Source organism: Chromobacterium amazonense (assembly GCF_001855565.1).
Classification (GTDB): Bacteria; Pseudomonadota; Gammaproteobacteria; order Burkholderiales; family Chromobacteriaceae; genus Chromobacterium; species Chromobacterium amazonense.
Window position 1 is genome coordinate 19,501 of record NZ_MKCR01000004.1, and the last position, 15,243, is coordinate 34,743.

The window sequence follows — 15,243 nt, forward strand, 5'->3', positions numbered from 1 at the left end:
TTCCGCCCTACGGCCCTTCAGATTTTGGTCCTCGGCTCCCACCGTCTAGGCAGCTTGTAATTCGTTCCCGACTGGATCTTCAGATGGACAGGAAGATAAGCGCCATAAACCGCTTTTGCTACCTGCTGTCGAAAATCACGCTTAGTCGCGTCCGGCATCGTCGGATGCCGCTGGATGGCTTCATCGATGTCATCAGCCATGGCGTACAAATCGTCCAACAAATCAACCACTGGCCTCCAACCTGCCTCATCCACACCATCCTCCAAGGCGGATTGTCCCTCGCTCTGCGCCGCTTGCGCCTGGCGGTGCAGCCTGTCCAGCTGCGCCTGGATGCTACGTTCCATCACACCGCTCTCCTTTATTCATCGTCACTAAAAAATACCAAACGAATAATAACAACAGAAAGCTGGTCAGATCACAAGTTCACGCGCCCCCGCATACCGCGCAAGCTGGATCGCGCGGCACGCGGATCTGCTTGAAGCCGCCGCCCAGCGCGTCGTACAGCGTCAGCTTGCCCAGCGCCGGCGCGATGCCGGAGAGCAGCTTGACCGCCTCCACCGCCTGCAGGCTGCCTATCACCCCTACCAAGGGCGACAGCACGCCGAAAGTGGCGCATGGGCCATCGCTGGCCTCCCCCTCGTCCGGAAACAGGCAGTGGTAGCACGGCGAGGCGGCGTCGCGGCGGTCGAACACCGCCAGCTGGCCGGAGAAGCGCACCGCCGCGCCGGACACCAGCGGCACCTTGGCGGCCATGCAGGCGCGGTTGACGGCGTGGCGGGTGGCGAAATTATCGCTGCAATCCAGCACCAGATCGTGCGCCGCCACTTCGTCCATCAATCGCTGGCCCGACAGCCGCTCGGCCATCGGCCGGACTTCAATCGATGGATTCAAGGCCAGCATGCGACGCGCCGCCGACTCGGCCTTGCCCTGCCCCAGGCTCGCCGTATCGTGCGCGATCTGGCGCTGCAAATTGGACAGTTCCACCGTGTCGTCATCGACGATGGTGATGCGGCCGACGCCGGCGCTGGCCAGGTACAAGGCAACCGGCGAACCCAATCCCCCGGCGCCGACGATCAGCGCCCGCGCCGCCAGCAGGCGGCGCTGGCCGACGATGTCGATCTCCGGCAGCAGGATGTGGCGGCTGTAGCGCAGCAGCGCCGCGTCGTCGAGATCGTGCTCGGATTCCATATGAGGCTCCCAATGCAAAACGCCAGCCCCTGGGCTGGCGTCGATAAACGATTTGCGACGAGCAAACGCCTGAAACAAGGCGCGCCGCCGCAGACAATACACATGGCGCGGCAAGGAGGCGCAACGCCGTATCGGGCGCGCTGCCTTATTCCTCGGCCACTTTGCGGGCGAACTTGATGCCCAGCTGCTTGAGCTTGCGGTACAAGTGCGTACGCTCCAGGCCCACTTTCTGCGCCACCCGGCTCATATTGCCGTTTTCCAGCGAGATGTGGTACTCGAAGTAGCGGCGCTCGAGCTGTTCGCGCAGCTCGCGCAGCGGAATGTTGAAGTCGAAGCCCGACTCTTCCACCGGCTTTTCGTGGCGGAACTGCGCCAGCACCTTGTTGACCTCGGCGGCGTCTATCTCGTCGGACTCCGCGGTCAGCGCCAGGCTCTTGATGATGCTGCGCAGCTGCTCCAGGTTGCCCGGCCAGTCGTACTGGCGCATCGCGTTCAGCGCAGCGGTGGTCAGCTTGCGGCCCGGCACCTGCTTGGACTCCACCAGTTCGACCAGAATCTGCTCGGCGATGAAGGTGATGTCCTCGGCGTGCTCGCGCAGCGGCGGAATCGGCACGATGACGCTGGACAGCGCGGTCAGCAGGCGGTTGTCGCACTCCGGGTCCACCAGCAGCTCCTGCAGCGGGCGGCTGCAGGAACAGATCAGGCGCACATTGAAGCGGTCCAGCTTGGACAGCAGGAACAGCAGGCCCTGCTGCACGCGGCGGCTGTACTGGCCGATTTCCGGCAGGTACAACACGCCGTTGTTGGCCTTCTGCAAGAGCTCCAGCGGCGCGTCGGCCAGCTGTTCCAGCTTGGCCGGCGTCACCCAGGGCGTATTGCCCTGATGGAAAAAACGCGCCACCAGCTCGAAGCCGGAACCGGACTCGCCGGTCAACAGCACCGGCGACTTGACCTTGGCCACGCGCTCCAACTGGCGCTTCAGTTCCTGGATGGGCTCGCTGCGTCCCAGCTTGTCCAGGTTCAGCGAGGTATTGGCCTGCATGTCGCCGTATTTCAGCGCGCGCTGCACCGTGGTCAGCAGCTTCTGCAGGGCGATCGGTTTCTCGAGGAAGTCGAATGCGCCGATGCGGGTGGCCTCCACCGCGGTGTCGATGCTGGCGTGGCCGGACATCATGACCACCGGCATGTTCAGCAAGCCGGACTTGGCCCACTCCTTCAGCAGGGTCACGCCGTCGCAGTCCGGCATCCAGATGTCGAGCAGCACCAGCGCGGGGCGCGTCTGGTTGCGCAACTGCCGAGCCACCTCGGCATTTTCCGCCAGGGCCACGGTATAACCTTCGTCCTGCAGGATCTCGGAGAGCAGTTCTCGAATACCGATCTCGTCGTCCACAATCAAAATATCGCTGCTACGCATTAGGCCTCCAGCAATGGCAGGGAAAGAAGGACGCGCGCGCCTTGCCGTTCGGCATTCCCCAAGATGACCTGTCCATGGTGCTCTTCCATAATCTTCTTGACCACGGCCAGTCCGAGACCGGTGCCCTTGGCTTTGCTAGTCACATAAGGCTCGAACGCGCGCCTGAGGATGTCCGGGCTAAAACCGGCCCCGTTATCCTCGACGCAGACGAGCGCGTTTCCTTCTTCTTGTCGGCTGCTAATTTGAATCATCGGGATGCCAACGTCAAGGACTGCGTCCTGGGCGTTCTGCATCAGGTTGTGCAGCACCTGGCGCAGCAGGGCGGCATCGCCCATGATCATCAGCGGCATATCGTCCAGCGCAATCTTAACAGCAGGATTGGATTCGTAAAGAGCCATCACTTCTCGAATCACCTGATTGAGATCAAGTTTGACCAGTTTGATCTTGGGCGCGCGGGCATAATCGCGGAAAGCGTCCACCATGCTCTTGAGCGCGCCCACCTGCTTGATGATGGTATCGGTGGAACGTTTCAGCATGTCGGCATCCGGGCCTTCCAGCTTGTCGGCCAGCTTCATCGCCAGCCGTTCGGCCGATAGCTGGATAGGCGTCAGCGGATTGCGGATCTCATGCGCCAGCCGCTTGGCCACCTCGCCCCAGGCCGCGTCGCGCTGGGCGCGGGCCAGTTCGGTGATGTCGTTGAACACCAGCACGTAGCCGTCGCTGGAGTGCTCCGGCAGCCGCGCGCCGCGCACCAGCAGGATGCGCTCGCCCTGGCTGGTTTCATAATTCAGCTGAGTCTGCCAATCGGTTTCGACGTCGCTGTCGGCGTGCTGCATCACGGTTTCCACCAACGACGTCACCGCCGGCATTTCCCTGCCCCACTCCGGGAAACGATGCTCCGCCAGACGGCCGAACTCCACCCCCAGAATGCGCGAGGCGCTGCTATTGGCGGCGCGGATCTGCCAGTTGCCGCCAAAGGCGATGACGCCGGCCGACAGGTTGGCCAGTATGCTTTCCAGATAAAGCTTGCCGCCTTCCAGCTCGCCGCGGCTTTTTTCCGCCTGCTGCCGCGCCTCTTCCAATTGCTGCGTCATGCGGTTGAACAGCGTGGTCAGCATGCCCAGCTCGTCGCGCCGATACACCGGATGGCGCTTGGAGAAGTCGCCCTGCGCCACGGCGCGGGTGCCGGCGGCCAGCTCGGACAGCGGCGCGGACAAACGCTCGGACAGGAACAAGGCGAAGGCCAGCGCGGCCGTCAGCGCCAGCAGCACCGCCAACGCCAGCGTCAGCATGTAGAAAGTGCGCAAGCCATGACGCGCCAACAGCAGCTGGCGGTATTCGGAACGGGCGCTCTCGATCTGCTCGGCGTCGCGGCTGATGTCGGCCGGCGCGGCCTGGCTCAATTGCAGCACCCGGGTTTCCTCGCCCGGCGTGCGGTAGGCCACCAGCACCCGTAGCGACAGCCCGCTGTTGCCATCGTTTTCTATGGTTTGCTGCGGATGTTGCAAACGCACGCCGCGCAAGGCTTCATGCGTCAGCGGCATTGGCTTGCCGGCGCCGGAAAACGCCACCATCTGGCCGCTGCCGCGGTTGAATACGGCGATCTCTGTCAAACCCAGTTGATCGCGCAAGCGGTTCAGCCGGTTCTGCAATTGCCCATCCGGCAGCGCCGCCACTTCTTCCTGCACCAGCCGTCCCTTGCGGCCGACATCGTCCAGCACGTAATTCAGCGCGCTGCGGCCCAGCACCAGGCCGCGGTCCAGCGCCGCCTCGACTTTCACGTCGAACCAGCTTTCGATGCTGCGCGTCAGGAACTGCGCGGAAACCGTGAACACCAGCAAGCCCGGCACCAGCGCCACCCCGGCGAACATCATCGCCAGCTTTTGCGTCAGCTTGGCGCCGAACACGCGGTTTTTCACCCGCTGCCGCAAGCGCAGCAACTGGCGCGCCACCACGCTGAGCAGCGCCAGCAGCAGCAGGCTGTTCAGGCCGAACACCCACCAGTAATAGTCGTTGAGTTTGGAAGCGTTGCCGGTAGCCACCGCCAGCAGGTAGAGCAGGATCGCCCCGACGGTCGCCATCGCGATGGAGGCGTAGCGCATCAGTTGGCGTCCTTGACGTCGAGCTTGATCCAGTCCGACTCCAACGTCCAGTCGTCGGAGCCCAGCGCATTCATCTGGAACGGCTTGGGCAGCTCGCTGATATCCAGCAGCAAGCGCACCTGGCCGGCCACATTGCCGGGCTTCTTCGGGTCAAGCGTGCCGGCATTCAGCACGCGCCAGCCCTGAATCGCGCCGATGGCGGCCAGCGCCTCGCGCAGAGTAGGATAGTAGTTGGACAGACTGCCGATGCTGACACGGTAACGGCCGGTCAGCGGTTGATACGCCAATTTAAAGCCGATCTGCGCGTGCGGGTCGAACCACTCGCGCAGGCTGAGGTAATAAGCGGTGGTGCGCGGCTTGGTCAGCTGGAACTCCAGGCGGAAGCCGAGCACCACGCCCTGCTGCAGCGCCTCGTTCAGGCTGGGCGTCAGCCGCGTCAAAAAGCGCGTGCTGACCGACAGCATGCCGTCCGGCATCACTTCGGCCTCGGCCCGGCGCGACGCGATGGTGTCGGCCCAGGCGGCGGTCGCCAGACAGCACAGCAGCAGCCCAATCAGGCTAATGTTTTTGAAGCAGCGCGTAATAAAAGCCGTCATGACGCTCACAGGGCAATAGTTGCTCCTCTTTCAGACGCACCGCATCCGGGTGACGCCGCAGGAAGCTCTCCAATTGCTGGCAGTTTTCTTCCGGAAAAATCGAGCAGGTAGCGTATAGCATTTTCCCGCCGCTGGCGAGCAGCGTCCACAGCGCGTCGGCCATCGCCGCCTGCTGCCGGCCAAGCGCCGCGAAATCGCCGGGACGGCGCAGCCATTTGATGTCCGGATGGCGGCGCACCACGCCCGAGGCGGAACACGGCACGTCGGCCAGGATGCGGTCGAACGGCCGTCCGTCCCACCAGTCCTGCGGCCGCGCCGCGTCGGCCTGGCGCAGCTCGGCGTTCAGACCCAGCCGCTGCAGATTGTCGCCCACGCGGGCGAGCCTGGCAGCGTCGATGTCCAGCGCGGTCAGCTCGACATCGGCCAGCTCCAGCATGTGGCCGGTCTTGCCGCCGGGCGCGGCGCAGGCGTCCAGCACGCGCAAGCCGGGCCGCAGGTCCAACCAGTGCGCGGCGCGCTGCGCGCCCTCGTCCTGCACCGACACCGCGCCGTCGGCGAAGCCGGGCAGATCGCGCACCGCCACCGGCTTGGCCAGTTGCACCGCCTCGTTCCCCAGCGCGCTGGCTTCCATGCCGGCCGCGGCCAGCTGCGCCAGATACTCCGCCACCGAGCCATCGCGGCGATTGACCCGCAGCGTCAGCGGCGGATGGGCGTTGCTGGCGGCCAGCACCGCCTGCCATTGCTGCGGGTAGGCCTCGCGCAGCCGCGCCACCCACCAGTCCGGGTGGTTGGCGGCGGCCACGTCGTCGCGCGCGGCGGCATCCAGGATTTCATCGCGGCGGCGCAGGAAATTGCGCAGCGCGCCGTTGACCAGGCCCTTGAACTTGCCGCGGGCGATGCCGCTGGCAGACGTCACCGCTTCGTTCACCACGGCGTAAGGCGCTGCGCGGGTGTGCTGCAGCTGATATAGCGCCACCAATAGCAGGCGCTCCAGTTGCGGCTCCGGCAGCGGCCGCGGCACCAGTTGGCGCAGGCAGTGGCGCAGCACGCCGAGGTGGCGCAGGCTGCCGTAGCTCAAGTCCTGCAGCGCGCCGCGCTCGGCCGGCGTCAGCTGTTCTTGCTGGCGCTGGGCGTCGGCCAGCGCGTCGGTCAGAGTGGTGCCGGCCTCGATGCGGCCCAGGATGTCGGCCGCCAGCCGCTGAATGTGATGCATGTGGATTCTTTCGATGAAGCAAGGCCAGTCCGCGGTGGACTGGCCTGGGGTCGGATACTCAATATATGCGTTCAGTAGACGCCGCGCGCCATGTCGTTCAGCCGCGCGATGCGTTCTTCAGTATGCGGGTGGGTGCGGAACAGGTCGCCTACGCCGCCCCCGCCGGACAGCGGATTGATGATCATCATCTGCGCGGTTTCCGGATGGGCTTCGGCTGTCGGCATGGCGATGCCGCGGGCGTAGTACTCTATCTTCTGCAAGGCCGAGGCCAAGGCCAGCGGGTCGCCGGAGATCTCGGCTCCGCCGCGGTCAGCTTCGAACTCGCGGGCGCGCGAGATCGCCATCTGGATCAGGCTGGCCGCCACTGGCGCCAGAAAGGCCACGGCCAGGCGCGGCAGCAGGCCCACCGGCTGGCCGTTTTCGTCGCGGCCGCCGAAAAACATGGCGAAGTTGGCCAGGGCGGAAATCGCGCCGGCCATGGTGGCGGAGATGGTGGAAATCAGGGTATCGCGATGTTTGACATGCGCCAGCTCATGCGCCATCACGCCGCGCAGCTCTCGGTAATCCAGCATGCGCATGATGCCGGTGGTGGCGGCCACCGCGGCGTTTTCCGGATTGCGCCCGGTGGCGAAGGCGTTAGGCTGCTCCTCGTGGATCACGTAGACGCGCGGCATCGGCAGGCCGGCGCGCTGCGCCAGTTCCGCCACCATGGCATAGAATTCCGGCGCGCTGTTGGCGTCGACTTCCTGCGCGTTGTACATCGACAGCACCATGCGGTCGGAATTCCACCAGGCAAACACATTCATGGCGCCGCCGAACAGCAAGGCCAGCATCATGCCACCCTTGCCGCCTATCATGCCGCCGATCAGGGCGAACAGCGCCAGGATCGCGGCCATCAGCACCGTGGTCTTCAACCAGTTGTCGTTCATGCTCTCCCTCTCGAAACCCGCTTGACAATCAAACAGATGCTTGGAGTCTCACACCCCCAGCCGGGTTCCCGCCAGGCTGGCGCGGCCGGCGACAAAGTCGCGCGCGGCCAGCCGCTTGCCGCCGGCCGCCTGCAGCACGCTGACGCGCACCAGGCCCTCGCCGGCGCCCACCAGCACGCCGTCGGCGTCGGCCGCCACCACCATGCCGGGTTCGGCCCGGCCGGCTTCGGCGCTGGCCATCCACAGCTTCAGCGGCTCGCCGTTCAGCGAGGTGAACGCGCCCGGCGCCGGGTTGTAGGCGCGGATGGCGCGGGCGACGGCCGCCGCCGGCAGCGTCCAGTCGATCTCGGCCTCGGCCTTGCTGAGCTTCTGCGCGTAGGTGACGCCGTCTTCCGGCTGCCGTTGCGGAACGACTTCATCCAGGCGGCCCAAAGTCTCGACGATGGCTTGCGCGCCGCAGGCGGCCAGCTTATCGTGCAGCGTGGCGGCGGTTTCGTCGCCGGCGATGGCCACCGGGTGGATGCTCAGCATGTCGCCGGTATCCAGGCCCACGTCCATCTGCATGATGGTGATGCCGGTTTCATGGTCGCCCGCCAGGATGGCGCGCTGGATCGGCGCCGCGCCGCGCCAACGCGGCAGCAAGGAGGCGTGGATGTTCAGACAGCCGCGCGCCGGGATGTCCAGCACGTCCTGCGGCAGGATCAGGCCATAGGCGGCCACCACCATCAGCTCGGCGCCGACGTCGCGCAGCATCTGCTGCGCCTCCAGATTGCCGCGCAGCTTCTCAGGCTGCTCGACGCGCAGGCCATGCGCCAGCGCCACTTCCTTGACCGGGCTGGGCTTCAGTTTCATGCCGCGGCCGGCCGGACGGTCCGGCTGGGTCAGCACCAGCGGGATCTCGTGGCCCGCGGCGATCAGCGCGCGCAAGGCGGCGGCGGCGAATTCCGGCGTGCCGGCAAATATCAGTTTCATCGTGATTGCTTCCCGCTCATGACAACGGCGCCGTCCCGCAGCGCCGTTGATCGCCGGCCTGCCGGCCGGTCTTACATATTTTGTTTTTCGCGTTTCTTCAGTTTGCTCTTGATGCGGTTCTGCTTCAGCTGCGACAGCCGCTCCACAAACACCACGCCGTTCAGATGATCCAGTTCATGCTGGATGCAGATCGCCAGCAAGCCGTCGGCCTCCAGCTCGAACGGCTTGCCGTCGCGGTCCTGCGCCTTGACCTTGACGCGCTCGGCGCGGGTCACCTTGTCGTAGATGCCGGGCACCGACAGGCAACCTTCTTCATAAACGGTTTCGCCGTCCTTCTCGACGATTTCCGGGTTGATGAACACCCGGCGCTGGTCGCGCTCTTCCGAGATGTCCATCACCACCAGCCGGTAGTGGTAGTCCACCTGGGTAGCGGCCAGGCCGATGCCCTTGGCCTCGTACATGGTCTCGAACATGTCGTCGATCTGTTGTTGCAGAGCGGCGTCAAAGACTTCCACCGGCTTGGCCACGGTGTGCAGCCTGTCGTCCGGGTAATGCAAAATGTTCAACAGCGCCATCGCTATCATTCACTCCAAGTTGTCGTATCGCCGCGCCCGCGTGGATAATAGAGCGGTTCGGCGCAGCTTCGTTCAGCCCCCGGCCGCGGCGTCTGTCGGCCGGCATCAAGAATTGGAACCATTCATGCTTAAGCGCATTATATCGCTTGCCCTGGCTCTGGCGATGTCCGTTACCGCATTCGCCGACGAATTGGCGATCAAGCCGGACGCGCCGTCGCGCTACACCGTGGCCAAAGGCGACACTTTGTGGGGCATCGCCGGCCGTTACCTGAGCAGCCCGTGGCAATGGCCGCGGCTATGGCGGATGAACCGCGAGCAAGTGCGCAATCCGCACTGGATCTATCCGGGCGACGTGCTGGCCCTGGACTACGTCAATGGCCAGCCCAGGCTGTCGCTGGCATCGGACGCGCCGCGCGAGGTCAAGCTGTCGCCGCAGGCCCGCGTCGAGGAGCTCGACCAGGCTATCGCCAGCATTCCGGCCGAAGCCATAGAACCGTTCATGGTTCGCCCTCTGATCGTCAATCCCGAACAATTCGCCCTTGGCCCCAAACTGGTGGCCGGCCCCGACGAGCGCCTCAGCCTCAGCCCGGGCGACCGCGTTTACGCCAGCGGCGTCAACGAGACCGGCAGCTGGCAGGCCTATCGCCTGGGCAAAGCGCTGGTGGACCCGGACAGCCAGCAAGCGCTGGGGGTTGAAGCGGTATATGGGGGCGATCTGGTGGTAGACAAGCTGCGCGCGGACATCCAGACCTTGCGCATCCGCAGCGTCGCCGGCGAAGTGCTGGTAGGCGACCGCCTGGTGCGCGCGCCCAAGGAGTCTTTCGTCAATTATGTGCCCCATCCTGCCGAAGACGGCATGCACGGCAAGATCATCTCCAGCTACCAGGGCGTGGACGGCGCCGCGCAGTATTCCACGGTAGCGGTGAACCTGGGCAGCGCAGCCGGCGTGGAGCCGGGCATGGTATTCGGCATATTCAAGAAGGGCGGCGCCATCGAAATCGCCGACGCCGCCGGCAAAAAGCGCCAGGCGCAGCTACCGACCGAGCAAGCCGGCAAGCTGTTCATCTACCGCGTCTTCGACAAGGTGTCCTACGGCCTGGTGCTGGACAGCGCCGGCGCCATCTATGTCGGCGACGGCATCGCCCCGCCGGACGCCGAATGAGCCCGACCCCGCGCGCCTGGCTGCGGCTGGCGCTGACGCCAGGCATCGGCCCCGTCGGCTTCCTCAAGCTGATCGAGGCTTTCGGCTCGGCTGACGCGGCCGCGTCGGCCCGGCCGGCGCAAACCGAAAAGCTGATCGGCCGCGAAGCCGCCGAGGCGCTGCATGGCGATGCCGCGGCCGAGTCGGTGGACGCCGCGCTGGCCTGGTCCATGGGCGAGGGCTGCCACCTGATCACCCTGCTGGACGAGGACTACCCGCCGCAACTGGCCGAGGCCGCCTCGCCGCCGCCGCTGCTGTTCGCGCGCGGCCGGCGCGAGCTGCTGGCGCGGCCCATGCTGGCCATGGTGGGCAGCCGCGCCGCCACGGCGCAGGGCAAGCGCAACGCCGAGGACTTCGCCGCCGCGCTGGCAGCGCACGGCTACACCATCGTCAGCGGCCTGGCCAGCGGCATCGACGCCGCCGCCCACCTGGGCGCGCTGGCGCATCCGGCCTCCACCATCGCCGTCATCGGCACCGGCATCGACCGCGTCTACCCGGCGTCCAACCGCCAGCTGGCGCATCAGATCGCCGAGCGCGGCCTGATCCTGTCGGAGTTCGCGCTCGGCATCGGTCCGCTGGCGGGCAACTTTCCGCGGCGCAACCGCATCATCGCCGGCCTGGCCCGCGGCTGCCTGGTGGTGGAAGCCGGCACCGCGTCCGGCTCGCTGATCAGCGCCCGGTTGGCGATGGAAAACAACCGAGAGGTCATGGCGATACCCGGCAGCATCCACAACCCGCAGGCGCGCGGCTGCCACCGCTTGATCAAGGACGGCGCGCGGCTGGTGGAGAGCGTTGACGAGGTGCTGGACGAAGTGGGCCGGCTGTCCGCCGCGCCATCCGCGCCGGCCGCGTCAGCCCCGCCGCCAGCCTCGCCCTTGTTGGACGCGATGGGTTGGGAACCGGTGCTGGCGGACGCGCTGGCCGACGCCGTCGGGTTGACGTCGGGGGAGGTTTACGCGATGCTGCTCGAACTGGAGCTGGATGGCCGGGTGGCCAGCGTGGCTGGCGGCCGCTTCCAGCGTCTGGCGCAAAACTGAACGCGCCGCGTTCAATCTCAGAAAACTAAGCCATGTTTGACGTACTCACCTATTTATTCGAGCAATACAGCGATCCGGCCGCCTTCGGCGACCGCGGCTCTCTGACCCGCCAGCTGAACGCCATCGGCTTCGAGGAAGACGAGATCGGCGAAGCCTTGGACTGGCTGGACAGCGTCAGCGAGGCCAGCGTCGAACCGTATCTGGGCGCCGACGACGGCAGCGGCATGCGCATCTACGCCGACAGCGAACTCGAGCATCTGCCGGCCGACGTGCGCGGCCTGCTGCAGTTCCTGGAGGACAACGGCGCCCTGACGCCTGCTCAACGCGAAATGGTGATAGACCGCTTGCTGGAACTGGACCACGAGGACCTTGACGTCAGCAACGCGAAACTGCTGGTGCTGATGGTGCTGTGGGCGCAACAGGCCGAATTGCCGATTCTGCTGGGCGAGGCGCTGCTGGAAGCGGTGCATGGCGAGCCAACCATGCAATAACTTGTCAGGCCCGGCCCGGCGGCTTAACATGCCGCCGATTGGTCAACCCCTTATTGTGTTCAAGAGCGCCCTTGCGCTCTTGTTTCGTTTGACGGATATAACAAGAAGTGTCGGCCGGGCGCGTCCGGCCTTGAATATCGCTGAAAAGATAATATGCCCACCAGCCTCCTGATCGTCGAATCGCCGTCCAAGGCGAAGACGCTGAAAAAATATCTTGGCCCGGACTTCGAGGTCCTGGCCTCTTACGGCCACGTGCGCGATCTGGTGCCGAAAAACGGCGCCGTCGATCCGGAAAAAGACTTCGCGATGAAGTACCAGCTGATCGCGCGCAACACCAAGCACGTGGACGCCATCGTCAGCGCCGTGCGCGAGGCTGATCACGTCTACCTGGCGACTGACCCGGACCGCGAAGGTGAGGCCATTTCCTGGCACCTGGTGCAGATCCTCAACAGCAAGAAACTGCTGAAGGACAAGACCGCGCAGCGCGTGGTGTTCCATGAGATCACCAAGAACGCGGTGCTGGACGCGATCCAGAACCCCCGCGCCATCGCCCAGGATCTGGTGGACGCGCAGCAGGCTCGCCGCGCCCTGGACTACCTGGTGGGCTTCAATCTGTCGCCGCTGCTGTGGAAGAAAATCCGCCGCGGCCTGTCCGCCGGCCGCGTGCAGAGTCCGGCGCTGCGCCTGATCTGCGAACGCGAGAACGAGATCAAGGCCTTCGTGCAGCAGGAATACTGGTCGGTCCATCTGGACAGCCACAAGAGCCGCACCAAGTTCTCCGCCAAGCTGACCACGCTGGCCGGCGTCAAGCTCGACCAGTTCGCCATCCCCAACGAAACGGAACAGGCTGCCGTGCTGTCCCGCCTCGAAGGCAAGCCGGCCCAGGTCGGCACCATCGAGAAGAAAAAGAAATCGCGCAGCCCGGCCGCGCCATTCACGACCTCCACGCTGCAACAGGAGGCCGTGCGCAAGCTGGGCATGACCACCGACCGCACCATGCGCACCGCGCAGCAGCTGTACGAAGGCATGGACATCGGTCATGGCACCGTCGGCCTGATCACCTATATGCGTACCGACTCGGTGGCGCTGGCCAATGAGGCGGTGGAGGAAATCCGCGGCTACATCGGCCTGAAATGGGACGCCGACTACCTGCCCAAGAACCCGGCGGTCTACAAGAGCAAGGCCAAGAACGCCCAGGAAGCGCACGAGGCGATCCGCCCGACCTCCATCCTGCGCACGCCGGAAATGGTCAAGCCCTTCCTGACCACCGACCAGTTCAAGCTGTACGACATGATCTGGAAGCGGACACTGGCCTGCCAGATGGCGCCGGCCAAATTCGACACCACCAGCGTGGACATCCTGGTGGGCGAAGGCGTGTTCCGCGCCAGCGGCCAGGTGCAAACCTTCGCCGGCTTCCTCGCCGTGTACGAGGAGGACGTGGACGATGCCGAGGACGAAGACAACGCCAAGCTGCCGCTGTTGACCGAGGGCGAAGACCTGCCGGTGGACAAGCTGTACGGCGAGCAGCACTTCACCCAGCCGCCGCCGCGCTATTCGGAAGCGTCCTTGGTAAAGGCGCTGGAAGAGTTCGGCATCGGCCGGCCGTCCACCTATGCCAGCATCATCTCGACGCTGAAGGACCGCGAATACGTCATTCTGGACAAGAAGCGCTTCCTGCCGACCGACACCGGTGACATCGTCAACAAATTCCTGACCGAGCACTTCTCGCAATACGTCGACTACAACTTCACCGCCAAGCTGGAAAACCAGCTGGATGAGATCGCCAGCGGCACGCGCCAGTGGGTGCCGGTGATGGACAGCTTCTGGAAGGGCTTCAAGAAGCAGATCGACGAAAAAGAGAGCATTTCCCGCGCCGAAGTCACCACGGAAAGCCTGGACGAAGCCTGCCCGAAATGCAGCAAGCCGCTGTCGATCAAGTTCGGCAAGCGCGGCCGCTTCATCGCCTGCACCGGCTACCCGGAGTGCGACTACACCCGCAATATCGGCGAAACCGCCGAGCAGGCGGCCGAGGAGGCGGAAGCGCCAACCGTGATCGAAGGCCGCGTCTGCCCGGATTGCGGCGGCGAGCTGCACATCAAGAAGGGCCGCTACGGCAAGTTCATCGGCTGCGCCAACTACCCCAAGTGCAAGCACATCGAGCCCTTGGAGAAGCCGCGCGAAACCGGCGTCACCTGCCCGGAATGCAAGACCGGCCAGCTGATCGAACGCAAGAGCCGCTACGGCAAGCTGTTCTACAGCTGCAACACCTATCCCAAGTGCAAGTACGCCACGTGGAACCCGCCGATCGCCGAGCCATGCCCGAAGTGCAACTGGCCGATCCTGACGATCAAGACCACCAAGCGCCGCGGCACCGAGAAGGTATGCCCGCAGAAGGAATGCGGCTACGCCGAACAGATCGCGCCACCGGAAGGCAAGGAATCCCCCGCCGCCGAAGAAGCGTAAAGCCTGTTCCCGCCATCGAGGCCGCTCTTGCCGGAGCGGCCTTTTTTGCGCCCGCCGTTGCGTTTTTGGCCTGCTCCAGCGCGCCTCGCCGGCATTAGCCTCACGCCAACATCATCATCAAGGATTTGATTTTATTGCATTAATTATGTTGCGCTGCGCTATGATAACCAAGAATCTGCCGCCGGATGTCCGGCGGTCCGCGCCACCAGGCATGCCGGACGCAACAGCCCTGCTCCGGCAGGCGGCGTTTATTTTTTGAGATCGCCGCATCATGAAATTCAGCAGCCACTTCCTGTTCACCGGCGCCGCCATCCTCACCCTGCTCGGCCTGGCTGGACACGAATACCTGATCCTGCCCGTCGCCTTCCTGCTCGCCTTCATCGGCCTGTCCGCCGCCGACCGCGAGCAGAACGCCGACATGGCTTCGCACGCCACCGCCATGCTGGTGCCCGCCTCGCAGCGCCCGCTGCTGCCGCTGGACGCCTTCCGCGGCCAGGATCTGATGTTCTACCGCGCCGGCAGCCCGGTATACCGCACGCTGATCGCGCGCGACTCGCGCTGGCAGCTCTTGGGCGAACAGGGCGAAGTCTCGGAGGAACCGGGCTGCATCCGGGTCTATCCAGGCTATTTGTATCGCCGGCAGCGCTGATATTCACGCGGCGCGGGCCGATTCGGTCTCGCGCATCTCGCGCGCCAGGAAGTAGTTCAAGGCCGTGCGCAGCACGGCGATGGCCCCGAGCTTGCCAATCTGGTCCCAGCTGGGCGCCACCGCGGTGGACAGGATGTCGGCCGCCAGCTGCAACTCCAGCGCCAGCGCCAAAAAGCGGGCGAAAGCCAGCCGCAGCTGGTTGTAATCGGGCCGCTGGCCGGACAGGGCCTGCCGCAGGTAGCGGCCGGCCAACAGCAACACCCCGGCGGCGATCACCAAGGCGCCGCAGGCCTCCACGCCGAGTTTCAGCCATAGCACCAGGCTTTGCACCCACTCCTCCACGCCGGCCTGCTGCGGGGACATCAGCATATCGCTCTCCTATTCCGGACAAGACAAAGGCCCCGCCAGCGGCG

General features: G+C 65.2%; 15 protein-coding genes. 5 read left to right on the forward strand and 10 right to left on the reverse strand.

Going from position 1 to position 15,243, the window contains the following annotated elements:
- Positions 1-17: 17 nt before the first annotated feature.
- The 9 genes from BI343_RS03230 to def form a co-directional block, all read right to left on the reverse strand.
- Positions 18-344: a hypothetical protein gene (locus tag BI343_RS03230; RefSeq protein ID WP_071108641.1), complete on the reverse strand. Its 327-nt coding sequence runs from the start codon at positions 342-344 to the stop codon at positions 18-20.
- Positions 345-423: 79 nt separating this feature from the next.
- Positions 424-1,188, reverse strand: a complete 765-nt coding sequence (locus tag BI343_RS03235) for a HesA/MoeB/ThiF family protein (protein ID WP_071108642.1) — start codon at positions 1,186-1,188, stop codon at positions 424-426.
- Between the two features lie 145 nt (positions 1,189-1,333).
- Positions 1,334-2,602 (reverse strand): sigma-54-dependent transcriptional regulator, encoded by a 1,269-nt coding sequence (locus BI343_RS03240; RefSeq protein WP_043624010.1) that lies wholly within the window; start codon positions 2,600-2,602, stop codon positions 1,334-1,336.
- Positions 2,602-4,704 carry a sensor histidine kinase gene (locus BI343_RS03245; protein ID WP_043624007.1) on the reverse strand — a complete coding sequence of 701 codons (2,103 nt, stop codon included), beginning with the start codon at positions 4,702-4,704 and terminating at the stop codon, positions 2,602-2,604. The genes BI343_RS03240 and BI343_RS03245 overlap by 1 nt, the downstream gene beginning before the upstream one ends.
- Positions 4,704-5,300: a DUF4390 domain-containing protein gene (locus BI343_RS03250; protein WP_071108643.1), complete on the reverse strand. Its 597-nt coding sequence runs from the start codon at positions 5,298-5,300 to the stop codon at positions 4,704-4,706. Before BI343_RS03250 ends, BI343_RS03245 begins: the two co-directional genes overlap by 1 nt.
- Positions 5,263-6,519, reverse strand: a complete 1,257-nt coding sequence (rsmB, locus tag BI343_RS03255; RefSeq protein ID WP_422614098.1) for a 16S rRNA (cytosine(967)-C(5))-methyltransferase RsmB — start codon at positions 6,517-6,519, stop codon at positions 5,263-5,265. The genes BI343_RS03250 and rsmB overlap by 38 nt, the downstream gene beginning before the upstream one ends.
- Positions 6,520-6,584: 65 nt before the next feature.
- A complete protein-coding gene (gene htpX / locus BI343_RS03260; protein ID WP_043624000.1) occupies positions 6,585-7,442 on the reverse strand; it encodes a zinc metalloprotease HtpX in 858 nt (285 codons plus the stop codon).
- A 48-nt stretch (positions 7,443-7,490) separates the two neighbouring features.
- A complete protein-coding gene (fmt, locus tag BI343_RS03265) occupies positions 7,491-8,414 on the reverse strand; it encodes a methionyl-tRNA formyltransferase (RefSeq protein WP_071108645.1) in 924 nt (307 codons plus the stop codon).
- A gap of 71 nt (positions 8,415-8,485) precedes the next feature.
- Entirely contained in the window at positions 8,486-8,989 is a 504-nt protein-coding gene (gene def, locus BI343_RS03270) for a peptide deformylase (protein ID WP_071108646.1), read from the reverse strand.
- 124 nt (positions 8,990-9,113) lie between these two features.
- Here def and BI343_RS03275 point away from each other — a divergent pair, with 124 nt between their 5' ends.
- The 5 genes from BI343_RS03275 (at position 9,114) to BI343_RS03295 (ending at position 14,830) form a co-directional block, all read left to right on the forward strand.
- Positions 9,114-10,151, forward strand: a complete 1,038-nt coding sequence (locus tag BI343_RS03275) for a LysM peptidoglycan-binding domain-containing protein (protein ID WP_071108647.1) — start codon at positions 9,114-9,116, stop codon at positions 10,149-10,151.
- On the forward strand, positions 10,148-11,227 hold the full coding sequence (dprA, locus tag BI343_RS03280) for a DNA-processing protein DprA (protein WP_071108648.1): 1,080 nt from the start codon (positions 10,148-10,150) through the stop codon (positions 11,225-11,227). Before BI343_RS03275 ends, dprA begins: the two co-directional genes overlap by 4 nt.
- Before the next feature lie 32 nt (positions 11,228-11,259).
- A complete protein-coding gene (locus BI343_RS03285; protein WP_043623985.1) occupies positions 11,260-11,718 on the forward strand; it encodes a Smg family protein in 459 nt (152 codons plus the stop codon).
- Between the two features lie 153 nt (positions 11,719-11,871).
- Positions 11,872-14,181 (forward strand): type I DNA topoisomerase, encoded by a 2,310-nt coding sequence (gene topA, locus BI343_RS03290; protein WP_071108649.1) that lies wholly within the window; start codon positions 11,872-11,874, stop codon positions 14,179-14,181.
- A gap of 271 nt (positions 14,182-14,452) precedes the next feature.
- Positions 14,453-14,830 carry a hypothetical protein gene (locus BI343_RS03295; protein WP_071108650.1) on the forward strand — a complete coding sequence of 126 codons (378 nt, stop codon included), beginning with the start codon at positions 14,453-14,455 and terminating at the stop codon, positions 14,828-14,830.
- Positions 14,831-14,833: 3 nt separating this feature from the next.
- Here the strand turns inward: BI343_RS03295 and BI343_RS03300 are convergent, their stop codons facing one another.
- Positions 14,834-15,199 carry a DUF1622 domain-containing protein gene (locus BI343_RS03300; RefSeq protein ID WP_043623976.1) on the reverse strand — a complete coding sequence of 122 codons (366 nt, stop codon included), beginning with the start codon at positions 15,197-15,199 and terminating at the stop codon, positions 14,834-14,836.
- Between the last annotated feature and the right edge of the window lie 44 nt (positions 15,200-15,243).